Origin of the sequence: Bradyrhizobium tropiciagri (assembly GCF_001189845.1) — a bacterium.
Classification (GTDB): domain Bacteria; phylum Pseudomonadota; class Alphaproteobacteria; order Rhizobiales; family Xanthobacteraceae; genus Bradyrhizobium; species Bradyrhizobium tropiciagri.
On sequence record NZ_LFLZ01000073.1, the window covers coordinates 1 to 24,009 of the forward strand.

Annotated in this window: 20 protein-coding genes, 1 tRNA gene and 1 pseudogene; 13 read left to right on the forward strand and 9 right to left on the reverse strand. The window is 64.3% G+C overall.

What is annotated here, in order from left to right; genetic code table 11:
• Window positions 1-334 precede the first annotated feature (334 nt).
• From AKN84_RS36335 to AKN84_RS36350, 4 genes are all read left to right on the forward strand, one after another.
• The gene (locus tag AKN84_RS36335) at window positions 335-2,605 is read left to right on the forward strand and encodes a PAS domain S-box protein (protein WP_157863378.1); all 2,271 of its coding nucleotides are present in this window, start codon (window positions 335-337) and stop codon (window positions 2,603-2,605) included.
• 92 nt (window positions 2,606-2,697) lie between these two features.
• The gene (locus tag AKN84_RS36340; RefSeq protein WP_050425240.1) at window positions 2,698-3,354 is read left to right on the forward strand and encodes a glutathione S-transferase family protein; all 657 of its coding nucleotides are present in this window, start codon (window positions 2,698-2,700) and stop codon (window positions 3,352-3,354) included.
• A gap of 131 nt (window positions 3,355-3,485) precedes the next feature.
• The gene (locus tag AKN84_RS36345; protein ID WP_050425241.1) at window positions 3,486-4,544 is read left to right on the forward strand and encodes a dipeptidase; all 1,059 of its coding nucleotides are present in this window, start codon (window positions 3,486-3,488) and stop codon (window positions 4,542-4,544) included.
• A 102-nt stretch (window positions 4,545-4,646) separates the two neighbouring features.
• A complete protein-coding gene (locus tag AKN84_RS36350; RefSeq protein ID WP_050425242.1) occupies window positions 4,647-5,714 on the forward strand; it encodes an ABC transporter substrate-binding protein in 1,068 nt (355 codons plus the stop codon).
• Between the two features lie 220 nt (window positions 5,715-5,934).
• Here the strand turns inward: AKN84_RS36350 and AKN84_RS36355 are convergent, their stop codons facing one another.
• Window positions 5,935-7,164 (reverse strand): ABC transporter substrate-binding protein, encoded by a 1,230-nt coding sequence (locus AKN84_RS36355; protein ID WP_050425243.1) that lies wholly within the window; start codon window positions 7,162-7,164, stop codon window positions 5,935-5,937.
• A 187-nt stretch (window positions 7,165-7,351) separates the two neighbouring features.
• A complete protein-coding gene (locus AKN84_RS36360; RefSeq protein ID WP_050425244.1) occupies window positions 7,352-8,329 on the reverse strand; it encodes a GlxA family transcriptional regulator in 978 nt (325 codons plus the stop codon).
• A gap of 152 nt (window positions 8,330-8,481) precedes the next feature.
• On the opposite strand from AKN84_RS36360, the gene AKN84_RS36365 reads away from it, so the two are divergent.
• Window positions 8,482-8,745 carry a tautomerase family protein gene (locus tag AKN84_RS36365; protein ID WP_050425245.1) on the forward strand — a complete coding sequence of 88 codons (264 nt, stop codon included), beginning with the start codon at window positions 8,482-8,484 and terminating at the stop codon, window positions 8,743-8,745.
• 179 nt (window positions 8,746-8,924) lie between these two features.
• Here AKN84_RS36365 and glnA read toward each other — a convergent pair.
• Both glnA and AKN84_RS36375 read right to left on the reverse strand, forming a co-directional pair.
• Window positions 8,925-10,333 (reverse strand): annotated as a pseudogene (gene glnA, locus AKN84_RS36370) (type I glutamate--ammonia ligase).
• A gap of 149 nt (window positions 10,334-10,482) precedes the next feature.
• Window positions 10,483-10,821 (reverse strand): P-II family nitrogen regulator, encoded by a 339-nt coding sequence (locus AKN84_RS36375; protein ID WP_011441447.1) that lies wholly within the window; start codon window positions 10,819-10,821, stop codon window positions 10,483-10,485.
• Window positions 10,822-11,175: 354 nt separating this feature from the next.
• Here AKN84_RS36375 and AKN84_RS36380 point away from each other — a divergent pair, with 354 nt between their 5' ends.
• Window positions 11,176-12,675 carry a bifunctional ADP-dependent NAD(P)H-hydrate dehydratase/NAD(P)H-hydrate epimerase gene (locus AKN84_RS36380; RefSeq protein ID WP_050425246.1) on the forward strand — a complete coding sequence of 500 codons (1,500 nt, stop codon included), beginning with the start codon at window positions 11,176-11,178 and terminating at the stop codon, window positions 12,673-12,675.
• A gap of 154 nt (window positions 12,676-12,829) precedes the next feature.
• On the opposite strand, the gene AKN84_RS36385 is transcribed toward AKN84_RS36380, so the two are convergent.
• Window positions 12,830-13,657 (reverse strand): oxidoreductase, encoded by an 828-nt coding sequence (locus AKN84_RS36385; RefSeq protein ID WP_050425247.1) that lies wholly within the window; start codon window positions 13,655-13,657, stop codon window positions 12,830-12,832.
• Between the two features lie 113 nt (window positions 13,658-13,770).
• On the opposite strand from AKN84_RS36385, the gene AKN84_RS36390 reads away from it, so the two are divergent.
• Window positions 13,771-14,736 (forward strand): LysR family transcriptional regulator, encoded by a 966-nt coding sequence (locus AKN84_RS36390; RefSeq protein ID WP_128971469.1) that lies wholly within the window; start codon window positions 13,771-13,773, stop codon window positions 14,734-14,736.
• A 34-nt stretch (window positions 14,737-14,770) separates the two neighbouring features.
• Here AKN84_RS36390 and AKN84_RS36395 read toward each other — a convergent pair whose 3' ends face one another.
• On the reverse strand, window positions 14,771-15,112 hold the full coding sequence (locus tag AKN84_RS36395) for a hypothetical protein (RefSeq protein WP_050425248.1): 342 nt from the start codon (window positions 15,110-15,112) through the stop codon (window positions 14,771-14,773).
• A gap of 172 nt (window positions 15,113-15,284) precedes the next feature.
• On the opposite strand from AKN84_RS36395, the gene AKN84_RS36400 reads away from it, so the two are divergent.
• The 4 genes from AKN84_RS36400 to AKN84_RS36415 all read left to right on the forward strand — a co-directional run bounded on the left by AKN84_RS36400 (window position 15,285) and on the right by AKN84_RS36415 (window position 18,610).
• Window positions 15,285-15,863 (forward strand): TetR/AcrR family transcriptional regulator, encoded by a 579-nt coding sequence (locus AKN84_RS36400; protein WP_162240929.1) that lies wholly within the window; start codon window positions 15,285-15,287, stop codon window positions 15,861-15,863.
• Between the two features lie 84 nt (window positions 15,864-15,947).
• Window positions 15,948-17,060, forward strand: coding sequence for an alkene reductase (locus tag AKN84_RS36405; RefSeq protein WP_050425250.1), 1,113 nt, complete (start codon window positions 15,948-15,950; stop codon window positions 17,058-17,060).
• 196 nt (window positions 17,061-17,256) lie between these two features.
• Window positions 17,257-17,889, forward strand: a complete 633-nt coding sequence (locus AKN84_RS36410; protein ID WP_050425251.1) for a glutathione S-transferase family protein — start codon at window positions 17,257-17,259, stop codon at window positions 17,887-17,889.
• 10 nt (window positions 17,890-17,899) lie between these two features.
• Window positions 17,900-18,610: an SDR family NAD(P)-dependent oxidoreductase gene (locus tag AKN84_RS36415; protein ID WP_050425272.1), complete on the forward strand. Its 711-nt coding sequence runs from the start codon at window positions 17,900-17,902 to the stop codon at window positions 18,608-18,610.
• A 125-nt stretch (window positions 18,611-18,735) separates the two neighbouring features.
• Here the strand turns inward: AKN84_RS36415 and AKN84_RS36420 are convergent, their stop codons facing one another.
• From AKN84_RS36420 to AKN84_RS36430, 3 genes are all read right to left on the reverse strand, one after another.
• Window positions 18,736-19,617, reverse strand: coding sequence for a hypothetical protein (locus AKN84_RS36420; RefSeq protein WP_050425252.1), 882 nt, complete (start codon window positions 19,615-19,617; stop codon window positions 18,736-18,738).
• An 84-nt stretch (window positions 19,618-19,701) separates the two neighbouring features.
• Complete coding sequence (locus tag AKN84_RS36425; RefSeq protein ID WP_050425253.1) at window positions 19,702-20,787, reverse strand: enolase C-terminal domain-like protein; 1,086 nt, start codon at window positions 20,785-20,787, stop codon at window positions 19,702-19,704.
• Between the two features lie 42 nt (window positions 20,788-20,829).
• Window positions 20,830-22,095, reverse strand: coding sequence for a multicopper oxidase family protein (locus tag AKN84_RS36430; RefSeq protein ID WP_244485690.1), 1,266 nt, complete (start codon window positions 22,093-22,095; stop codon window positions 20,830-20,832).
• A gap of 204 nt (window positions 22,096-22,299) precedes the next feature.
• Between AKN84_RS36430 and AKN84_RS36435 the strand changes: the two genes are divergently transcribed.
• Both AKN84_RS36435 and tig read left to right on the forward strand, forming a co-directional pair.
• Window positions 22,300-22,384, forward strand: a tRNA-Leu gene (locus AKN84_RS36435).
• A gap of 163 nt (window positions 22,385-22,547) precedes the next feature.
• Entirely contained in the window at window positions 22,548-23,909 is a 1,362-nt protein-coding gene (tig, locus tag AKN84_RS36440; RefSeq protein ID WP_050425254.1) for a trigger factor, read from the forward strand.
• Window positions 23,910-24,009: the final 100 nt, after the last annotated feature.

The following is a 24,009-nucleotide window of genomic DNA, read 5'->3' on the forward strand; positions in this document are numbered from 1 at the left end:
GCTTTCGCAGAGACGACACTGAGTTTGCTTCGGCGTCAGTCGTCATGCATCCGCATCCTCAACATGAGCTGCCCAACTGTTGTTTCGCCGCTTTGCGGATCCCGATCACACCTATGGGCCCGCGCCCTCGAGCCGACTGTCCTCCGTACTAATACGGATACGAAAGTGGCGGATTGCGGCGCCGGACTCGGCTAAGCAACTGGGTGCAAGCCACCCGATATTGCCCCGGCGCCGACAATACCTTTCCTGCTCCTGTTTTCCTTTTCCATTTTCCGGTGCAGCTGCTCACGATGAGTTGGTCGGGATGAATTTGTCGGGCCGTCTGGCGGTCGGGATGATGCTTCCCGTCGTCACACTCCTGGTCACACTGGGCTTCATCCATGGGGTCACCTGGCCGGGCATGGCGCTCGCCGGCGGCGCGGTTGCGGTGGTGTTGATGACTGCTGAGCTGATTGCGAGATCGCTGTCCAGGACGCCCGCCCAGTTGGTGCAGGCGGCCGAAGCGCTGTCGCGCGGCCAGCAGGTACCCACGACAGGCGGCAACGACGAGACCGCGCAGCTCGCTGCGACGCTTGCCGAACTGTCGGCGCAATTGGGCAGCCGGCAGCACCTGCTGGAGAAGACCGTCGAGAGCATCCGCGATCCGGTGGTGGTCGCCGATGAGCACGCGATGATCGTGATCGTCAACGCGGCGGCGCGGCGGCTGTACCGCGTCGAGCCCGGCTTTGACACGCTGACCGGCGTTCGCACCTTCAAGAACTATTATGCCGACGGCACGACCGAGATGCCGATCGCGGACACGCCGATGGCACGTGCGCTGCGCGGCGAAGACATCGACGATTGCGAACTGATCGTGAAACCCCACCCGCCGGAGCCGGCCGTCTGCCTCGTCGTCAACGCGCGGCCGCTGCGCGACGATGCCGGCAATCTGCGCGGCGCTGTCATCGTGCTGCACGATGTCACCGCGCAGCGTCGAGCGCATCAGGCGCTGGTGGAAAGCGAGCAGATGGCGCAGGCCATCGTCAGGACCGCGCTCGACGCCTTTGTGCAGACCGACCAGGACGGCATCATTCTCGACTGGAACCCGCAGGCCGAGGCGCTGACCGGCTGGACGCGCTCCGAGGCGGTGGGTTGTCGCGTCGTCGAACTGGTGTTTCCGGAGGAACTTCGCGTCGCGCACCGCCAGCGCATCAGCCGCTTCCTGCAGGAGGCTGCGGGCGGCGGCATGGGCATGCGCTACGAGACCGCGTCCGTGCATCGCGACGGTCACCGCTTCCAGGTCGAGGTGTCGCTCAATGCGCTGCGCCGCGGCGATGGCTGGATCATCAATTCCTTTGTCAGGGACGTCACCCAGCGCCGCATCGCCGCGGAGCAATTGATCCAGGCGCAGAAGACGGAATCGCTCGGGCGGTTGACCGGCGGCATCGCGCACGACTTCAACAACATGCTGACGGTGATCACCGGCACGGTCGAGATCCTTGCCGACGGGGTCAAGGACAACCCGCAGCTTGCGGCGATCGCCAAGCTGATCAGCGATGCCGCCGATCGCGGCGCGCAGCTCACCTCGAGCCTCCTGGCCTTCGCGCGCAAGCAGCCGTTGCAGCCCGCCGAGACCGACGTCAACGACCTGATCGGCGACGTGGTCCGCCTGTTGTCGCAGACGCTGGGGTCGCAGACCGAGATCAGGACGGAACTCAACCGCAGCGCCTGGCTCGCCTTTGTCGACCGCAGCCAGCTCGGCGCCGCGCTGGTCAATCTCGCCATCAATGCGCGCGATGCCATGCCTGAAGGCGGCACGCTGACGTTTGCGACCCGCAACATCCAGCTCGGCATTCCCGACGCCGTGGCGCACGGCGTCGAGCGCGCCGGTGACCATCTCGTGATCGAGGTCGCCGACACCGGCACCGGAATTTCGCCGTCGCATCTGGAGAAGATCTTCGATCCGTTCTTCTCCACCAAGAAGGTCGGGCAGGGCACCGGGCTCGGGCTCAGCATGGTGTTCGGCTTCGTCAAGCAGAGCGGCGGCGGGATCGAGGTCAGGAGCGAGCAGGGCCGCGGCACCGTCTTCAGGATCTATCTGCCCAAGGCCGATGGCACCGCGCAGCGCGCGGCCGAGGAGGACGATCAGCCGGTCAGGGGCGGCGACGAAACCGTCCTGTGCGTCGAGGACGACCCAACGATCCGCGACTATGTCACGGGCCAGCTCGAAAGCCTCGGCTACAAGGTGCTGGTCGCGGCAAACGCAGACGCCGCGCTCGAGATCGTCAACCGCGGCACCGCGTTCGATCTCCTGTTCACCGACATCGTGATGCCCGGCAGCATGAACGGCCGGCAATTGGCTGATACGCTGATGGCCGGGCGGCCGGCGCTGCGGGTGCTGTTCACCTCGGGCTACAGCGACGGTGCGTTGCCGGCACAACAGGGGCGGGGCAGCCACGGCATTCCGCTGCTGACCAAGCCGTATCGGCGCAGCGAACTGGCGCGAATGCTGCGGCGCTGCCTCGATCTTCAGGTCGACTTCCAGGGCGATCCCGTTCCGCAGCCTTATTCCGTGCAGCCCGATCTCGAACGCTTCCTGCGCGAGAACCCGCCGGAAAAGAGCTAGGATGGCGATGCGCTGACAAGCGCGGGCGGGTGCGGTGAACATCGCGCACCGGGATCCACAACCAGCTGCGAGTTCGCCGGGGAGAAGCCTGCATGACCATCACGATTACCGCGTTTGAGCGGTCGCCCGACGGCGGCAAGGGACTGGCGCGGGACACGCGGGTTCGATGGGCGCTTGAAGAGGTCGGACAACCCTACGCGGTTCGTCTGGTTTCGTTTGCTGCGATGAAGGAGCCCGCGCATCTGGCGCTTCACCCGTTCGGCCAGATACCGACTTATGAAGAGGACGATCTCGTCTTGTTCGAGACGGGGGCGATCGTGCTCCACCTCGCCGAGCGCCATGTTGGCTTGCTGCCCGATGACGCCAATGCCCGGGCGCGCGCAATCGCATGGATGTTTGCCGCGCTCAACACGGTGGAACCGCCGATCCTTGAGTTCGTGACCGCGAGGCTGTTCGAGCGCGACCGGCCATGGCACGCGGAACGCCTGCCGCTGGTCGAGGATCGGGTCCGGCAGCGGCTGGACCAGCTGTCGGATCGTCTGGGCGACGCCGACTGGCTCGACGGTAGGTTCAGCGCGGGCGATCTGATGATGGTGTCGGTGCTGCTCCGCCTGAAGCCGTCGGGCATGCTCGACGGGCATCCGAAGCTTGCGGCCTATGTCGCCCGCGGCGAAGCGCGGCCTGCCTACAAGCGGGCTTTCGCGGCTCAGTTGGCGGTCAATAGTCCGCAAGTTGCGGGTGGCGCCTGATTTAGCGCGATGTTCCGTAGGATGAGTAGCGCGAAGCGAAACCCATCATCTCTCCTGCGGCCCACTGTTTGATGGGTATCGCTTCGCTCCACCCATCCACCTTGACGCAAGTTCGACGAGAGGAATGCACAGTGCAGGAAAGCGGCAAGGTTGCGATCTTCGATGGCCACAATGACGCGGCTCAACACCTCGCCGAGTATCGGGAAGGCGGGCGGGACTTTCTCGCGCGGTCCGAGGAGGGCCATCTCGATCTGCCGCGCGCCCGTGAAGGCGGCATGGTTGGCGGGCTGTTCGCGATGTACGCGAAAGCGGAGCATCCGCGACAGGGCGATTTCACGCGAACCGCCGACGGCTACGAGGTGCGCCTTGCCGAGCCGCTCGATGCGGCCTATGCGCGCCGCACCATCGATGCCCAGCTGCGCGCGCTGGAGGCCATGGTGGCCCGCGCCGACGGAAAGATCCGACGGGCAACGACCGTGGATGAGATCGAGGCGGCGCGCCGGGACGCGGTGTTTTCGATCGTGCTGCACCTCGAGGGCGCCGAAGCGATCGACGCTGATCTGGATGGGCTGGCGAGGCTCTACGCCCGCGGTCTGCGTTCGCTCGGCCCGGTCTGGAGCCGGCCCAACATCTTCGGCCATGGCGTGCCGTTCGCCTATCCGCGCTCGCCGGACACCGGGCCCGGTTTGACGGACGCCGGGAAGGCGCTGGTGAGAGCCTGCAATGATCTCGGAATCGTGGTCGATGCAGCCCACCTCAACGAGCGCGGCTTCTGGGATCTGGCGGCACTCAGCACGGCGCCGATCGTGGTCACCCACGCCTGCGCGCATGCGATCTGCCCCGCGACCCGCAACCTGACCGACCGGCAGCTCGACGCCGTCAAAGCATCCGACGGCGTCATGGGCTTCAATTTCAGTGTGTCCGAGGTGCGCCCGGACGGGCACAGCGATCCCGATGCCCCGATCGAGACGGTCGCCAACCATCTCGGCTACCTGGTCGAGCGGATGGGCGAGGATCACGTGGCGCTGGGATCGGACTTCGATGGTGCGGTGATGCCGCGTCCGCTCAGGGATGCAAGTCATCTCCAGAGCCTGATCCAGGCGTTGCGCGGGCGCGGCTTCGATGATGCCGCGCTGCGCAAGATCGCTTTTGATAACTGGATGCGGGTGTTGCGCCAGAGCTGGCGTTGACCGGTCGACAGGACGGGTATCGCTTCGCTCCATCCATCCTACGCGCTATGCTCCCATGACAATGGCGCGGCCGGTCAACGGCCCGATCTCAGGGAGCATGGAATGCAGGACCGCAAATGGTCGAGACGCGACTGGCTCAAGGTGACGGCGGCCACCGCCGCCGGCATGGTGTTCGCCGAACCGTTGCGCGCGGCGGCGCCGCCGGCCGAGGCCGTGACGCCGGAGCTGATCGCGGCGGCCAAGAAGGAAGGCAAGATCTCGTTCTACAGCGCGCTGGAACTGAACACGGCCGAGCGCCTCGCGCGCGACTTTGAGCAGAAATATCCCGGGATCAGCGTCCGCGTCGAGCGCTCCGGCGCCGAGCGCATCTTCCAGCGCATCGCCCAGGAGCAGGGCAGCGGCATCCATGCGGTCGACGTCGCCAACTCGACCGATCCCGCGCACTACCTCGACTGGAAGAAGAACGACTGGCTCGCGGCCTACATGCCGGAAGATGTCGCAAAGCATTTTCCGGCCGACCAGATCGATCCCGACGGCACCTCGGCGACATCCTGCGCCTGGTTTGAGGTGATCGGCTACAACACCGAGCAAGTGAAGCGCGAGGAGGCGCCGAAGAGCTACGCCGACCTGCTCGATCCCCGGTGGCGCGGCAAGATCGTCAAGGCGCACCCGAGCTACTCCGGCGCGATCATGACCGCGACCTTCGTGCTGACGCGCGATCTTGGCTGGCCGTATCTGGAGAAGCTGTCGCAGCAGCGGGTGATGCAGGTGCAGTCGGCCGCCGATCCACCGAAAAAGATCCTGCTCGGCGAGCGCGCCGTCATGGCCGACGGCAACGACTACAACCTGGTGCTGGCCAAGGATCAGGGCAAGCCGGTCGAGGTGGTCTATCCGGCCGAGGGCGCGCCGCTGATCATCGTGCCGAGCGGCATCTTCAAGAGCGCGCCGAACCCGAACGCGGCGCGGCTGTTCCAGAGCTATTTCTTCAGCGCCGAAACCCAGCAGATGCTGGCCGACGAATTCGCGCACCGCTCGTTCCACGCCGGAGTGAAGGAGAAGGCCGGACACGTGCCGCTCGACAAGCTGAAGATGCTGAAGGCCGATCCGGCCCAGGTGCAGGCACAGAGCGAAGAGATCAAGGCAAGGTACGCGAAGCTGTTCCGGGTGTGAGTGGCCTGTCCTTGCCGCGGGGAATTTGGCCTTGACGCAGCCCTCTCCACGTCATTGCGAGCGAAGCGAAGCAATCCATCCCTCCGCGTACGCGGATGCATGGATTGCTTCATCGCTGAGTTTATCATCGGGCCGGCCAAAGGCCGGACCCGTTGGTTCCTCGCAATGACGGGGATAGTGCTCGGACCACCCACGCAGCGCAGCGAGTGGCCACGGCCGGCTACCCTCCGACTTCCGCGCTGAGCATGGGTCCGAACAGCTCCCAGCGCTCGCCCTTGAACCGTCTGAGTTGCATCTGCTTGATCGGTGCGAAATCGATCGGGCTGGTGTTCATCGTGATCCCAGGCAGCAGGTTGTTGGTCCGGAAGGCCTTCAGGTTGGCGGCCTGTTTCATCACGTTCGCGCGCGTGAGATCGTCGCCGCACTGCTTCAGCACCTGAACCAGCGTCTGGGCAGAATTGTAGCCTGTCATCACCAGGCTGTCGGCCCGATTGCCATCGGGGAAATATTTCGCGAGATATTCGTCGAACGCCTTCATGCCGGGGTCGTCCTTCCATTGCGGATCGAGCGGATCCATCAGGTAGGCCACCGAAATGATGCCTTGCGCGTTCTCGAAGCCGGCAGGCTGGATCACCGCGCCGATCGAGGAGCCGACCGAATTGAGGATGTGCAACGGCTTCCAGCCGATCTCGGCCGTTTTCTTGATGGCCTGTGCCGCGAATTTCGGCGTGGCAATGTCGACGAATACATCGGCATTCATCGACTTCATCTTGACGATATGCGTGTCGATGGTCGGCTCGGCGACCTCATACGCATCCTCGACAACGATCATCGACGCCGCCTTGTCGCCGAGACCGTCCTTCAGGCCCTTGACGTAGTCCTTTCCATAATCGTCGTTCTGGTAGAGCACGGCGATCCTGCCATGCGGCTTTTCCTTCAGGATGTGCTTGGCGTAGATCCGGCCCTCGGCCTGATAGCTGGGCTGCCAGCCCATGGTCCACGGAAAGTTCTGCGGATCATTCCACTTGGTCGCGCCGGTTTGGATGAACAGCTGCGGCACCTTTTTCGTGTTCATGTATTTCTGAATGGCGCCGTTGGATGCGGTGCCGAGGGCGGCGAAGATCAGCAGGACCTCGTCGCTTTCGACGAGCTTACGCGCCTGCTCGACCGTTTTCGGCGGACTGTAGCTGTCGTCGTAGGAGATGAAATTGATCTTGCGGCCGTTGATTCCTCCCTCGGCATTGATCTTGCGGAAGTAGGCCGCCTGGGCCCGGCCGCTGGTGCCGTAGGCCGATGCGGGCCCGCTGTAGGGCATGATGTTGCCGATCTTGATTTCAGTATCGGTTGCGCCGGTGTCGTATGTCTTCTGGGCAGATGCGCCGCCTGCGCCGGCGGCGAGGATGATGATGGCGGTCGAAAGCGCCGCCATTCGTCGTGTGACGAAAGACATCTCGTTTCTCCCAAAATGCAAAAAATGAATGTGTCTGTCTTATCGAAGGCCGCTTGCGGGTCCTTGTTGGCAGTGAACACCTTGCTCCGGATATTGTCGATTCCGAAGCACAGGCGTACGCGCCGGTTCGCATCACTTCATTGGGTTCGTCAGTACTGCTGACCGTAGTCTTCCGGGATTGCCGCGATTACGCCGCACGCATTGATCGTTGCGCGCGATAGGCCTGCGGCGATGTCAGCGTGAGCTTGCGGAAGGCCTTGCGAAAGCTGCTCTCGTCCTCATAGCCCGTGGCGCGAGCGATCGCCTTGATCGGTTGCGCCGTGGTCTCCAGCAGCGTGCGGGCGTGCTCAACGCGGCGTCGCGTGATGAAGGCCTGCGGCGGTTCGTGGGTCAGTTCGCGGAAACGGCGGTTCAGCGTGCGTTCGCTCAGGCCCAGCGCCTGCGCGAGGCCGCGCACCGTAATCGGCGTCTTGCCGGTGCGGCGCACCAGCATGTCCGCCTTGATCAGCAGCGGGTCCTGGGCGAGCATGTAGCCGAGCGGCATGAAGATCGCCTGCGTGCGCTGCGCGGTGTCGATCACGGCATAGTCGGCGCAGACCTTTGCGACCTCGGGTCCTTCGACGAGCTCGATCAGCCGCAGGAGCAGGTCGACCCATGACATCGGTCCGGCGGCGCAGACCAGGCGGTCGGCCTGCGTGATGACGGCGTCGCTGGCGAGGTCGATCCTCGGATGGCGGCGGCGCAGCTCGCTCTGCAGCCACCAGGTGATGGTGGCGCGGCGGCCGTCGAGCAGGCCGGCATTGGCGAGCAGCAGCACGCCGCTGCAGAAGGCGCCGATCAGGCGGCCGCTGGCATGTTGCTGGCGCAGCCAGGCGCCGGCACGGTCATATTGCGGCTGCAGGCGTTCGGCGGTGAGATGATCGACCAGGCTGCCCGGCACGATGATCGCGTCGAACGCCGTCCGCTTGCCGACGGCGCCATCGACGGGAAGCAGCTTGCCGCCGCCGGCGCGCACCGCCTTGCCGTCGAGCGACAGCGTCTGCCAGCTGAAGCGCGCCTTGCCGCCCCGCAGCTGCATCACATGGTTGCCGAGCGTGAGGATGTCGGCGATGCCGGCGACCGCCGAGTGCATGCAGCCTTCCAGCGCGAGGATTGCGAGCTTCATGGGACCTCCAGGCGTTGCCGTCATCCTACCCGATCAGCGCGATCAGGCCATGGCGGATATTGCCCGATCTCTGTCTGATCGGCCACTGCCTGATTGTGCCATGCCGGTCCATCTTCGTTTTGCTGTCACAACCTCAGCAATGGAGAGAGACCATGCCTTACGTCACCATTTCCACCGTCCGCGGCATCTTCGATGTGGCCCAGAAGAAGGCGCTGCTGGAGCGCGTCACCGATCTCATGGTCGAGGTCGAGGGGCAGGGCGACCCGGACTTCCGCCGCAACGTCTGGGTCAAGATCGAGGAGGGCGAGCCGGCGAGCTGGTCGCTCGGCGGCATGATGCCGACGCCGGACATGATCGCGGGCAAATTCGGCGCGCTCGACGCCGGCGGCCGGCGGCTTGCGAAAGCGAAGGTGTAAGCGAGGAACAGGCGCTTTCACCACATCGTCATTGCGAGCGAAGCGAATCAATCCATCTCTCCGCATGCGCGGACGCATGGATTGCTTCGTCGCTTCGCTCCTCGCAATGACGGATACCTCAAAAAACAAAAGGCGCTTCCGGTGGAAGCGCCTTTTGCATTCGTGAGATGCTGCAAAGCTTACAGCGAGTAGTACATCTCGAACTCGACCGGGTGCGGGGTCATTTCGAAACGGGCGACCTCGGTCATCTTCAGCTCGATATAGGCGTCGATGAAGTCGTCGTCGAACACGCCGCCGTTCTTGAGGAACGCGCGATCCTTGTCGAGGCTCTCGAGCGCTTCGCGCAAGCTACCGCAGACGGTCGGGATCTGCTTCAGCTCTTCCTTCGGCAGGTCATAGAGGTCCTTGTCCATCGCCGGCCCGGATCGATCTTGTTCTTGATGCCATCGAGGCCGGCCATCAGCATCGCGGCGAAGCCGAGATAGGGGTTGGCCATCGGGTCGGGGAAACGCACCTCGACGCGCTTGGCCTTCGGGTTCGCGGTGTAGGGGATGCGGCAGGCCGCCGAACGGTTGCGCGCGGAGTAGGCGAGCAGCACCGGGGCCTCATAGCCCGGGACCAGACGCTTGTAGGAGTTGGTCGACGGGTTGGTGAAGGCGTTGATCGCCTTGGCGTGCTTGATGACACCACCGATGTAGTGCAAGCAGGTCTCCGACAGGTCGGCATATTTGTTGCCGGCGAAGGTCGGCTTGCCTTCCTTCCAGATCGACTGGTGGACGTGCATGCCCGAGCCGTTGTCGCCATAGACCGGCTTCGGCATGAAGGTGGCGGTCTTGCCGTAGATGTGCGCGACCTGGTGGATGCAGTACTTGTAGATCTGCATATGGTCGGCCATCAGCGTCAGCGTGTCGAACTTCATGCCGAGCTCGTGCTGGGCGGAAGCGACCTCGTGGTGATGCTTCTCGACCTTGACGCCCATCTTGGCCATCGCGCCGAGCATCTCGGAGCGCATGTCCTGCACCGAGTCCTGCGGCGGCACCGGGAAGTAGCCGGCCTTGGTGCGGATGCGGTGGCCGAGGTTGCCGCCCTCATATTCGGTCGAGGAGTTGATCGGCAGCTCGGAGGAGTCGAGGCGGAAGCCGGTGTTGTAGGGGTCGGCCGAATAGCGCACGTCGTCGAACACGAAGAACTCGGCCTCAGGGCCGACGAACACGGTGTCGCCCACGCCCATCGACTTCACCATCGCCTCGGCCTTCTTGGCGATGCCGCGGGGATCGCGGTTGTAGGGCTCGCCGGTGGTCGGCTCGAGCACGTCGCAGGTGATGACCATGGTGGTCTCGGCGAAGAACGGGTCGATCGTCGCGGTGACCGGGTCGGGCATCAGGCACATGTCGGATTCATTGATCGCCTTCCAGCCGGCGATCGACGAGCCGTCGAACATCGTGCCCTCGGCGAAGATGTCGTCGTCGATCATGCTGACGTCGAAGGTAACGTGCTGCCACTTGCCGCGCGGATCGGTGAAGCGCAGGTCGACGTATTTGACGTCGTTGTCCTTGATCGATTTCAGGACGTCTTTGGCGGTCTTCATGAATACCCCTTATGGATGTGCGGGTGTGTTTCCGGCGGTGGGCGACGTTATTCCCGCTTTTGGCGGGTTCGTGTGACTACTCAAACGAAATCAGGCTGCCGAAGCAGCCTTTTTTTCTTTGTCGTCAGAAATTCCGGATAGCACCGCCCTCAAATAGCGTCCAGCCCGGATTCGCCGGTCCGGATGCGGATGGCTTCCTCGATGTTGGAGACGAAGATCTTGCCGTCGCCGATCCGGCCGGTCTGGGCGGCGCGGCGGATCGCGTCGATCGCCTTCTCGACCAGGTCGTCGCCGATCACGATCTCGATCTTCACCTTGGGCAGGAAGTCGACGATGTATTCCGCACCGCGATAAAGCTCGGCATGGCCCTTCTGGCGGCCAAATCCCTTGGCCTCGGTCACGGTGATGCCTTGCAGTCCGACTTCCTGGAGCGCTTCTTTCACCTCGTCGAGCTTGAAGGGCTTGATGATGGCTTCAATCTTCTTCACTGAGCGCCTCCCGGGCATTGCAGATTGCAGGGTCGAGTTCGATGCGCGTGGGGCGCAGTCTGGTTGGTCTTAAGCCTTCCGGCCGGTGGCCGGAAACACGCGCAATGGTCGCATCGAGCGGCCTTGTACGCGGCTTCCTCAAAAGCAGGGTCTATGCCAAGTTGTTAAGGTCCCCGATTTCGGAATGTTATCAGCCTTTTAACAGGCAGTCGGCTGATATCGAACCAGATGGGCTATGATATCCAAGCCTAACAAATAGGCAAATAGATCAATCCATATGCAGTCGGCCAGTAGAAACCCCGCGAACGTCACAGGAATTGCCTCTCGAAAAGGCGAAGCGATTGAGGATTCGGCATGGACGTTCTGACCACCACCGAGATGGAGCGCGCCGACCGGCTGACCATCGCAGCCGGCACGCCGGGCTTCGCGCTGATGATGAGCGCGGGCCAGGCCGTCGCGGAAGCGGCGATGGACCTGGTCGAGGAGGGGCCGATCGTCGTGGTCGCCGGCCGCGGTAACAATGGCGGCGATGGCTTTGTCGCCGCCGCCGAGCTCGCCGCGCGCGGCCGCGAGGTCTCGGTGATCCTGCTCTGCGAGCGCGACAGCCTGCAGGGCGACGCCGCGCTGGCCGCGAAGGGCTGGAAATATCCGGTGCTGCCGTTCAACCCGCAGGCGCTCGGCAAGCCGGCGCTGATCATCGACGCGCTGTTCGGCGCCGGGCTCAATCGCCCGGTGAAGGGCGACCCGCTGGAGATGATCGCGGCCATCAACGCCAATGGTGCGCCGGTGCTGGCGGTCGACCTGCCGAGCGGCATCAACGGCACCACGGGCGCTGTCATGGGCGCGGCCGTGCAGGCGACGGAAACCGTCACCTTCTTCCGCAAGAAGCCCGCGCATCTGCTGCTGCCGGGCCGGATGTATTGCGGCCGGGTCCGCGTCGCCGATATCGGCATCGACGCGCAGGTGCTCGACGAGATCAAGCCGCTGACCGCGGAGAACGTGCCGCAGGCCTGGCGCTGGTCGTTTCCGGTGCCGCGGATCGATGGCCACAAATATGCGAGGGGGCATGCCGTCGTGGTTTCGGGCGATCTCGCCTCGACCGGGGCGGCACGGCTCGCTGCGCGGGCAGCGCTGCGCGCCGGCGCCGGCCTCGTGACGCTGGCCTCGCCGCGCGATGCGCTTGCCGTCAACGCGGCGGCGCTGACCGCGGTGATGGTGCGCGCGGTCGATAACCCGATCCAGTTCGCCGAACTGCTTGACGACAAGCGGCTCAACGCCTGCGTGATCGGCCCCGGCACGGGCGTCAGCGCGCGTACCCGCGACTTCGTTCACACCGCACTCTCTGCGCGGCGGCACCTCGTGCTCGACGCCGATGCGCTGACCAGCTTTGCCGGCACGCCGGACCGGCTGTTCGAGGCGATCAAGGCAAGCGACGGGTTTGGGGTGGTGCTGACCCCACATGAGGGCGAGTTTCCGCGGCTGTTCAGCGACATCTCCAACAAGCATCCCGGTCGCTCGAAGCTCGAGCGCGTGCGCGCGGCGGCCGAGCGCTCCGGCGCGGTGGTGCTGCTGAAGGGCGCCGACACGGTGATCGCCTCTCCGGATGGCCGCGCCACCGTCGCCGCCAATGCGCCGCCGTGGCTTGCCACCGCCGGCGCCGGCGACGTGCTGTCAGGCATCATCGCAGGCTTCCTGGCGCAGGGCGTCGCGGCCTTCGAGGCGGCCAGCATCGGCGTGTGGCTGCACGGCGAAGGCGCCAGCGAGGCGGGGCCCGGCCTGATCGCCGAGGATCTGACCGAGGTGCTGCCGGCCGTGTTCCGCCGTCTCTATGACGAGTTCGGCATTGAATATTAGGCGGCTCGCGCTTGCCGACATGGACGCCGCGGCGCGCGCGCACGGCGTTTGATCGCAGGCGCGATGCGATCAGGTTGAATCGTCATCGCGCTCGAGCCCTTTGCGAGCGCATGATCCTTCCGGAAGACAGCTTCGCACTTTTCCGGATCATGCTCTAGGCAACGTCAGTGGAGAGCGAAACGCTCTTCCATGCATCAAATTCGGCCTGCAACAATTTCATCTTGTCCTCGACCAATCGCACGGCATCGCTGCCGAGCAGCAGGTGCGCCGGCGGATCGGCCGACAGTGCGAGTTTCAGCATGGCCTGCGCGGCCTTCTTGGGATCGCCAACCTGCCAGCCACTCAGTTCCATGCGGCGCTTGCGGATCGGGTCAATCAGAGCGTCATAGTCTGCGATCGATCGTTCCGCCCGCACCATCGATCGTCCGGCCCAGTCAGTGCGGAAGCCGCCTGGCTCGACCGCGGTGACCTTGATGCCGAGGTCTTTGACTTCCTTGCCGAGGGTTTCGGAGATCCCTTCCAGCGCGAACTTGCTGCCGTGATAGTAGCTGAGACCAGGCATCGTGATGATCCCGCCCATCGATGTGATGTTGAGGATACGCCCGGCGCGGCGCTTGCGCATGAAGGGCAGGACCGCCTGGATCATCGCCACCGCGCCAAAGACGTTGACCTCGAACTGGCGTCGCAGATCGTCGATCGATGATTCCTCCAAAATGCCCTCATGGCCATAGCCGGCATTGTTCACCAGAACGTCGATCGCGCCGATCCTGCGCTCGACGTCGGCGACGGCGGGCGCGATGGCCTCGAAGTTGGTGACGTCAAGGATCACCGCGTGCACGCCTGCGCCGAGCGCTTCGAACTTCTGCTTGTCGTTCTCGGTGCGCACGGTGCCGACGACGATGTGGCCGTCACTCAATGCAGCCTCGGCCAACGCGCGGCCGAAGCCGGACGAAACGCCCGTGATAAGGAAAGTCTTTGCCATAGAGGATGTCCTTTAGATCAGGTTGCCGATCCAGATTGCGGGCTCGATATAGTCGACTTGATTAATGCAATAATCGGCATAAACTGGCATGACCTGATGCAAGTAATCGTACAATGCAGCATGCTGGTCTTTTCGAGCTGAACGCGGTCGTCGCGATCTCGACCCATCGCAGCTTCCGCGCCGCCGCGACCGAACTCGGCATTTCGCCCTCGGCGCTCAGTCATGCGATCGCCGGGCTGGAGAAGAAGCTGGGCGTGCGTCTCATCAACCGGACGACGCGCAGCGTCGCGCTTTCAGAAGCGGGAGAGCGCTTCCTCGCCAGGGTCAGTCCCGCGCTGCGCGAGATTGCCGGAGCGATGGAGGACGTGAACGAGTTCCGCGATACTCCCACAGGGACGCTGCGCATCAACCTGAAGGAGCGCGCCGCGCACCAGATCCTGCGCCCGGTCGTCGCAAAGTTTATGCGGCACTATCCTGACATGAACGTCGAATTGACGCTGGAGGGCCGTGCCATCGACATCGTCGCGGAGGGCTTTGATGCCGGTATCCGGCTGGCCGAAGCCGTGCCGCAAGACATGGTCGCGATTCCCTGCGGCCCGGACACGCGCTTCATCGTCGTTGGCGCGCCCGGCTATTTCGCTCGCGCGTCGGTGCCGCGGTCTCCGCTTGATCTGCTCGCCCATGAATGCATTCGCAGACGGATGCCCAGCGGCAAGATCTATCACTGGGAATTCGAAAAGCGCGGCGGCGAGCAGATGGCGGTGGACGTCCCGGGCAGGCTGACCCTCGACAGCGACACCCTGATGGTCGAAGCCGCTCTCGAAGGCCTGGGACTGGCGTTCGTCAGTGATTTCTGGGTCGCGGGGCATCTCGCCGCCGGAACATTGCGAGCCGTGCTGGACGACTGGACGCCGCCATTTCCCGGCTTGTGTCTCTACTATCCGCGGCATCGGCACATGACGGCCGGGCTTCGGGCTTTCGTCGACATGATACGAGCGGAGACGAAGCTGGCCGCTAAGGGGGCTGGGGCCCTCTCACCCCAAGCCAAACGATCGCGCGATCATCGCAACGGCGCTTGAGCTGCGGGCGCCCGGCGCGGACCTCAGGTCGATCTCATTCCGCGGCTGAAATCAGCGTGGTTTGGTTCACCCGCGTCTCGCCCTTGAGATTGTCGACGGTGACGTATGTGTCGTACCAGGTCAGCCGCGGCCGGGCTCCGAACCGCTCGGTGAGCTCGGCGATCTTGGCCTCGGTGAACCATGCCTCGGCCGCCTCCCAGCTCTCCCACAGATAGACGCCGCCGGTGCCGGCTTCTCCGTTGAGGTAGTCTTTGCGGATCAGCCCCTTTGTCGCGAGCTTTCGATAGATGGGGGCGGTGCCCATGCCGCCCTTGATGGCCTGTTCTTCGGTACGCTTCGGAAGGTCGAATTGAACGACGACGATGCACTGTGCCATCCTGGTTCTCCGATCTGAGTTCACGCGGTGTCAGGTTCGCTCGGCAGCACGCCGATCTGGTCGAACAATACAGCATGCAGCCCGCGCTTGTCCCGGTCTAAGCTTGGTGCGTTCGGCGCCGCTCTTGACATTTAAGACGACCGGTCATATTGAACGATCAGGAGATCAAAGCATGGCAAGGCCGAGCGTCCGGGAACAATTGATCGAGGCGGGGTTGCAGACCCTGCATCGGCATGGCTTCAACGGCACCGGTGTTCAGGACATCACGGATGCCGCCGGGGTGCCGAAGGGATCGTTCTACAATCACTTCGAGAGCAAGGAAGCTTTGGCGCTGGAGGCGCTGGAGCGGTACTGGCAGAACGGCGCCGCCCGGCGCGGGCAGCTGAGCGACACAAGCGTCGACCCTGTGGAGCGGCTTCGTCGCTTCTTTCGTGGCTTGTCGGACCTTGCCATCCGCCAGAGCTTCCAGACCGGATGCATGATCGGGAACTTCAGTGCAGAGCTCTCTGTGCAGAGCAAGGAGGTCCGCGATCGTCTCGCCGAGATCTACGCCGCCTGGAGCCGTTCGATCGAATCCTGCGTGCGCGAGGCCGAGAAAGCCGGCCGCGTCCAGCCGCGTCTGCCCGCCGCCACCATTGCGACATTCCTGGTCAATGCCTGGGAGGGCGCCGTGCTCAGGTCCAAGGTCGAGCAGGACAAGTCGCCGTTCGATCAGTTCGAGCGCGTGGTGTTCGCAAGCATCTTCACCTGAACCATCGAGAGCCAAAGGTACCAAAGAGCCACTGGCATTAACTTGTCTTATGACTAAGATGACCGGTCATATTGGAGAGAGAAAATGAAGCTTTCAACCGCGTTCCAGCTTGGACCCTTTCAGCTCACGCACCGTGTTGTGATGCCGCCGTTGACCAGGATGCGATCAGCCAACGGTGTGCCGTCACCGCTTGCCGCGACCTACTATGGTCAGCGCGCGACCGAGGGCGGGCTGATCATCGCCGAAGCGACCCAGATTTCCCAGCAAGGGCAGGGCTATCCGCAGACGCCGGGAATCTACACGCCGGACCAGGTCGCCGGATGGCGCACCGTCGTCGACGCAGTCAAGGAGCGAGGCGGAGTGATCTTCCTGCAGCTGTGGCACGTGGGAAGGATTTCGCATTCCTCATTTCAAAAGGACGGAGCCGTTCCTGTCGCGCCGTCTGCGATCCGGCCGGCAGGCAACGCGTTCAAGAGCGATTTTCAGCGCGCGCCCTATGAAACGCCGCGCGCGCTCGAGCTGAGCGAAATAGCGCAGATTGTCGCCGACTACCGCAAGGCCGCGGAGAACGCCAAGCAAGCCGGGTTCGACGGCATCGAGATTCATGCCGCCAACGGCTATCTGCTTCAGCAATTTCTGGAGGACAAGACCAATCACCGCACCGACCGCTATGGCGGCTCGATCGAGAACCGCGCCCGTTTGCTGTTTGAAGTCCTGGATGCCGTCTCGGACGTGTGGCCGGCCGATCGTATCGGCGTTCGGCTGTCGCCGTTCAGCAGCGTCGGCGATGTCGCGGATAGTGACCCGATGGCTCTGTACACGCACGTGATCGAGGAATTGGCCGCACGTCAGATCGGCTTCCTGCACTTGATCGAGGCCCGGGTGCGCGCCGGTCTGGTGGATCAGACCGACGATGCGGCACCGCAATCCGTCGCCACGCTGCTGCGCCCGTTGTTCCCCGGCCCGTTCATTGTGTCGGGCGGCTTCACCGCCGAGACCGCGGAGCAGGCGCTCGCCGCCGGCACGGCAGACCTCGTCGCGTTCGGGCGCGCCTTCATCGCCAATCCCGATCTGCCGCGGCGTCTCGCGCTTGGCGCGCCGCTCAACGCGCCAGACCGATCGACGTTCTACGGCGGCGCCGAGCGCGGCTACACCGACTATCCGAGCCTCGATGAGGTCGGCGCATTCAGTGCCTGAGCAGGGAAAGGCACGAGAGCGATGGCCGCGGTGACACGGACCAGTTTCGCCCAAATGATAGCGGCGTTGGAGCATCAGGGATGAACAGGGCAAGAGCTGGATCTGGTTCGACGACTACGTCGTCGCGCTGGTCGACGAACGCGAAACGTCCGCGCATGATCGCGCGCTTCACCGTCGGTGACGAGGGAGCGCGACAATGAAGCTCTACGGGTTCGGGCCGGCAGCGAGCGCTCAGCGCGTTCGTGTCTTCTTGGCCGAAAAGGGGCTCGATGTCCCGACCGAACAATTGAACGTGCGCGACGACGATCAGTTCGCCGCAGCGTTCACCGCGATGAACCCGTTCCACTGCGTACCGTTTCTTGAACTGGACGATGGCACCGTGATTGCGGAGTCCGTTTCGATATGCCGGTACCTGGAGGAACTGCATCCGGAGCCCGCGCTATTCGGCCGCACGGCCGTCGAGCGCGCCGTAATCGACATGTGGCTGCGCCGCTTCGAACTTGATGGCCTGGTCCCGATGGTTCACGCCGTGCGCAACCATGTGCCGATGTTCGCGGGCAAGGTCGTGCCGGGCACACGCACCGATCTGCCGCAGCTGCCTGCAATGGTGATCCGCGGCAAGGAGCTGATGGAAATCCTGCTGGGTCGCGTCGAACCACACATCGCCAGAAGCGAATTCGTCGCCGGGCCCGAGTTTACCATCGCCGACATCACCGGCTTCTTCGCCGTACGTTTGACTGGGGTGTTGGAGATGGACATCGCCACGCGCTATCCCGCCGTCGCTGCCTGGTTCGCCAAGGTGTCGGCGCGTCCGACTTTCCAGTTCTAAGGAGATGAGCATGAGCAAGCCAGTCTGCATCGTCACCGGCGTCGGCCCCGAGTATGGCACGGGCGCCGAGATCGCCAAGCGCTTCAGCGAGGGCGGCTATCAAGTGGCCATGCTGGCCCGCAATGCCGATAACCTCGACGCACTGGCTCGCAAGTACAGGGATGCTCGCGCCTATCCGTGCGACGTCGGCGATCTCGACGCCTTGATCAAGACCGTTACGCGTATCAAGGCGGAGATGGGCGCACCTAAGATCGTGGTCCACAACGCCCTGCGCGCGACCCGGGGCAGTATCCTTGAGATGGACCCGAACGATCTTGAACGGAATTTCCGGGTCAACACCACGGCGCTGCTTCATCTCGCTCGGGAGACAATTCCGGCGATGCTGGAAGCGGGTGAGGGCGCGATCCTGGTGACCGGCAACACGTCGGCCATCCGGGGCAAGACCAATTGGGGCTTCTTCGCCTCGACCAAGGCTGCGCAACGGATCCTGGCGGAATCGATGGCGCGTGAGTTCGGGCCTCGGGGTATTCACGTCGCCTATATCCTGATCGACGCCTCGATCGACACGCCGCGCACGCGTCCGTTGCTGGCGCCCGACAAGCCGGACGACTTCTTCGCCAAGCCCGCCGCGATCGCCGAAGAAATGTTCCGGGTTGCCCACCAAGACCGCTCCACCTGGTCGTTCCTCGTCGAATTGCGCCCGTTCGGTGAGGTCTGGTAGCCGCAGGAATCAAAGCGGAGAGAAAACGGCCGAAACAGCCCAACGCAGCTCTGCCCAGCTGATACTCTTGTTGTGCGAGAAACGCCGCGCTGATCACACGCGGCCTGCCGGCCGGAACTGCTCGATCAATTGCGCACGAAATAGAGCGGCGTTCTCAGTGTCAGCTGATAGGACGGCTTCGGCACCCACATGATCTGAGCCGTGACCCCGAACAGACGATTGTCGTTGTCATCCATCCGGTCGAGATCGAGCCGGAGAATGGGCTGGGTGAAGGACTGAATTTGCGCGAAGTTCAGCAGCTGTGCGCCGCCAAAATGTTGCGCGCCGACGCGGCCGGTGAATTTCCAGTTGCTCGGCCACTGATAATAGCCGCCGACATAGCCGATGATATTTGGATGGATCCGGGCGAGTGCGGTCGCCACCTCGACGCGGGTGTCCTGAATACCCGCCAGCATTCCCCGCGTGGCATCCGCGTCGAAGGCGTAGTCGAACTCGAGGATGTTGTTGAAGGTCGTGGTTCCGGTCGGTCCGTTCGGGATTGCCTGGGTGATTGTCGATTGCCAGGTGATGGTCGGGATCGAGCCGCCATTCTGAGTGTAGAGATCTGCCTGAAACCCAACGTTCCAGCTGGTGACATCGAACTGCGACCAGCCCTGCGCAGGTCCGTAGGTGGTCGTGCCGGAAATGCCGGCATAGAGCGAGACGGTATCGCTGACGTCCACCGTCAACGGAAGATCGACCGCGAGGGATTGCCTGGATGGCAGGGATACGTTTGTCGGCAGGGTGCCGCCGCTGGCAAGCGCAAGCGACTGTAGCGCGGTAAACAGCGCCGAGCTGCCGAAACCGACCGGCAAGGCGCCGGCCGGCACGGTGGCGTAGCTGGTCCGCAAATCTAGATAGATATTCGGTGTCGCGCTGGAGGTGCTGCTATCGTCCTCTCGGTCCTTGCCGAACGCTGGTCCGGTGAAGCATGCGCCGATCAGGCAGGCCAGGACGAGCTTCGGCAATACCGGGGCTCGTAGAACGAGATGGTCGAAACGCGAGGGGAGACTGGCAGGACCTTCGGGCTCTACGTCCATTTCGTCCTCGCGCTAGCTCACGAGATACTTCGCCACGGCCGGCTCGTTCCATTCGATGCCGAGCCCGGGACCGCGCGCGGTCACGGCGCCGTCGACGATCTCGGCAGGCCTTGCCAGGATCGCGCCGGCGAAATCGAGGAATTCGAGCCAGTGCGCGGTCGGCGTCACCGCGAGCAGGTGCGCGCTGACTTCCGCGAACAGGTGGCTCGACATCGGGATCGACGCAGCATCAGCTTGCCCTGCGACCTGCATCCAGCCGGTGACGCCGCCGACCTTCATCACGTCAGGCATGATGAAGTCGGATGCGCCGGCCGCGATCGCCTCGGCGAAGCCGCGCGGAAACCACCAGTTCTCGCCGGCCTGGATCGGCGTCGGCGACGTCTCGCGGACCCTGGCGTGGCCGGACAGGCTCTCCTGCGGCACCGGCTCCTCGATCCAGTGCAGATCGTAGGGCGCAAGCCGGGCGATGCGGCGGGTGGCCTCCGCCGGATCGAGCGACTGGTTGAAATCGAGCATCAGCGCGATGTCGGGGCCGAGCAGTGCGCGCACGCCTTTCACGACGCGCTCGTCATTGGCGGCATCGCCATCGCCGCCCTTGATCTTGATGCCCTTGAAGCCCTGGTCGAGCGAACGGCGCAGTGCACGTTCGTCGGTAACGGGATCGACCGCGCCGTAGCTGTCATAGGCCCTGATCGGCTTCGCCGAGCCGCCGAGCAGCTCGACCAGCGGCTGGCCAGCGAGCTGGCCGAGCACATCCCAATAGGCCATGTCGAGACCCGACACGGCCATGCCGACCAGGCCCTGCCAGCCGAGCAGCCGAAACTTGGCATCCATCGCCTTCATCAGATCGAACGGCGCGACCGGCCTGCCGGCCAGTTCGCGACCGATCTCCTCGATCAGATAACAAAGCGGGTGAAGTGTGAGCTTGCTGTAGGCGAAGATGTAGGTACGCCCGGTAACGCCTTGATCGGTCTCGACATCGATCAGGACCAGCGGGCCCGAATCGATCACGCCGAAGGCGGTCCTCACCGGGCGCTTGAGCGGCACCACGACCCCTCGCGCCTTGACTCCGCGGATCGCTGCAACTGTCTGGCTCATGGATGTTTCCCTGCGGGCTTCCCGGAGTGCTTCCTCTTCTTGTTATTGGACACTGTACCATCGGACCAGCCGCGGTGCGGCCCAATCGGTCGCGACCTGCTCGATCAAATAGCGGCCCGGATATTCGGCAAGGAAGGCGATGCGCTGGGTCTGGCCCGGTTCGACCGCGAGCGTGTCGAGCCAGAACGGCTTCCAGCCGTCGTCGAGCCGGTCGAGCAGACGGAAGTGATGGCCGTGCAGATGAAAGACGCTGGCGATCGCGCCGCGATTGGTCAGGGTCAGCACGACCGGCCGGCCGGCCTTGGCCTGAAAGGCGGGCGCGGCCGACGGCTTGAAGTCCGCCGGGCGGAACCACTCGGTCGGCGTGCCCAGCGCCAGCCCGAATCTGGCGGCGCTCCTGAGGTCGAGCTGGGCGGGCATGTCGTTGCCCGGGAGCGGCGGAGCGGGAGGGAATGGCGCCGGGCGGATCGGCGGTTCGTTCGCGACGGTGAGCTTGCCGACCGGGCGCGCCTGCTTGCCGTCATGCAGCAGCATCGGGAAGCTGGTTCCGGCCGGACCGACCGCATCGACGAAGACATCGGTTCGGCTTCCGGGCGCCAGCACCAGCGCACCGTTGCGGGCCGGGAACGGTTCGGCCGGCTGGCCGTCGATCGCCATCACCCTGACGTCGAGGTTCTCCAGCTTGACCGCCAGCACACTGCGTTGGCTGCCATTGATGAAGCGGAGTCTGAGCCGGCTATTGGCCGGTGCCGAGAGCTCGTATGAGGTCTTGCCGTTAATTGTATGAATTGGCGTCGAATCTTTCGATTCGGTTCCGGGCGGAATCGCGGTTCCGTCCGGCAGCAGGCGCCACTCCTCGATCAGCAACACCTCGTCGCGATCCACCGCGACCGGCGAGGTGCCAGTCACGATCAACGGGCGCGGGCGGGCCGGCGCCATACCGCCGTCGCCGAGCAGCGGCTCGCACAGGAAGGTACCGGCATGCCGGAGCGGGAGCTGGAACGTATCCTTGGCTCCGGTGGCAACCTGCGCCCGGGACGCCAATGGCTCCGCGGCCGGGTTACCATCAAGCCCGCGGCAATCGAGCGCGGCCGCGACCGGCAGCTCGTTGCCAAACGTCACGTCGAGGACCTCGCCGCGCCTGAAGCGGAGCTCGCCGCTGCCCAGCGACCAGACGGGCGTGTCCGGCCCGTCGGGGCGAAGCGCGATGCGATCGATTCTGGCCTGAAGCGCGACCGCCGTCCGGCCCTGCGCCGAGACCGTGGCCGGCCAAGCGGGGCAAAGCGCCGCGGCGCCGAGGGCGGCCATGAGGTCGCGCCGGCTGAGCCAAAATTCGGGACTTGCTACGGGGCTTGCCATCCGGCCGATGCGGACCATTTTCAAGTGTGCCTGTCCAGTCGCGATCGGTCGCAGGGCGGGCTCTCCAGCGGCCATTTTTTTGCTGCGAACCGGTGGGCGCATGTTATAAGCCCGGCCGCCCGCGGCATCGCGGCCGGACTGGATGCTTTTCGCGCGGGCGTGGCGGAACTGGTAGACGCGCTGGATTTAGGTTCCAGTGACGAAAGTTGTGGGGGTTCGAGTCCCTCCGCCCGCACCAAGCGCTTACAGCGTTTGCATGACGAATTCTTGGAGAACCTTGGGCCCGCAGGGACGAGGGTTCGCCGAACCCACAGACGTCAGGCCGCAAGGCTTACCGTCGAACAGATTGAACACTGCCACGGCCGCTCGGGCCGCGGCAAAAGCGGAAGAAGATTGATACCATGCAGGTCACCGAGACCCTCAACGAGGGACTGAAGCACGAATTCAAGATCAGCGTTCCGGCATCCGATCTCGATGCCAAGGCGGACGCCAAGCTGGTCGACCTCAAGGACAAGGTCCGTCTCAACGGCTTCCGTCCCGGCAAGGTGCCGGTGGCGCACCTGAAGAAGATCTACGGCCGCTCGGTCATGGCCGAGACCATCGACCAGACCATCAGCGACACCAACCGGCAGCTGTTCGAGGATCGCGGCTTCCGCCTTGCCGGCGAACCGAAGATCACGATGCCGACCGAGAAGGACCAGGTCGATGAATTGCTGTCGGGCAAGACCGACCTGACCTACACGGTCGCGATCGAGGTCGTGCCGCCGATCCAGCTCGCCGATTTCAAGTCGTTCTCGGTCGAGAAGCCGGTGGTCGAAGTCTCCGACGCCGACGTCGACGATGCGATCAAGCGGATCGCCGAAGGCAGCCGCCCGTACAACGCCAAGGCCGAGGGCACCAAGGCGGAGAAGGGCGACCGCGTCACCATCAGCTTCAAGGGCACCATCAATGGTGAAGCCTTCGAGGGCGGTACCGGCGAGGGCATCCAGGTCGTGATCGGCGCCGGCCAGTTCATCCCGGGCTTCGAGGAGCAGCTGATCGGCATCGGCTCGGGCGAGACCCGCACGCTGAAGGTCTCGTTCCCGAAGAACTACCTCAACGACAAGCTTGCCGGCCAGCCGGCCGAGTTCGAGACCACCGCGACGCTGATCGAGGCGCCCGGTGAGGCCACGATCGACGACGAGTTCGCCAAGACGCTTGGCCTTGAGTCGCTCGACAAGCTGAAGGAAGCCGCCCGCGAGCGCCTGACCGCTGAATTCGCCGGCGCGACCCGCCAGAAGGTCAAGCGCGCGCTGCTCGACCGCCTCGACGAGAGCCACAAATTCGAGGCGCCGCCGTCGCTTGTCGCCGAAGAGTTCAACCTGATGTGGAACTCGATCAAGGCCGAGATGGACTCGACCGGCAAGACCTTCGCCGACGAGAACACCACCGAGGATGCGGCCAAGGAAGAGTACCAGAAGATCGCCGACCGCCGCGTCCGCCTCGGCCTCGTGCTGTCGGAGATCGGCGAGAAGAACAAGATCACCGTGACCGACGACGAGGTCTCGCGCGCCGTGATCGAGCGCGCGCGCCAGATGCCCGGCCGCGAGAAGGAAGTCTGGGATTACTACCGCAGCAACGCCCAGGCGCTGGCCCAGCTCCGCGCCCCGATCTACGAGGACAAGGTCGTCGACTTCGTCCTGGAGCTCGCCAACGTGACCGAGAAGAAGGTCAGCAAGGACGAGCTGTTCAAGGATGAAGACGCCGAGAAAACTGCCGCCTAATTCCGGCACCTCGCGTTAATAATGAACCGCGAAAGCGCGCCTTGTGAGGATCCCCTCGCTAGGCGCGCCACCGCGAATCGGCTTGAACGTCGACGACCTG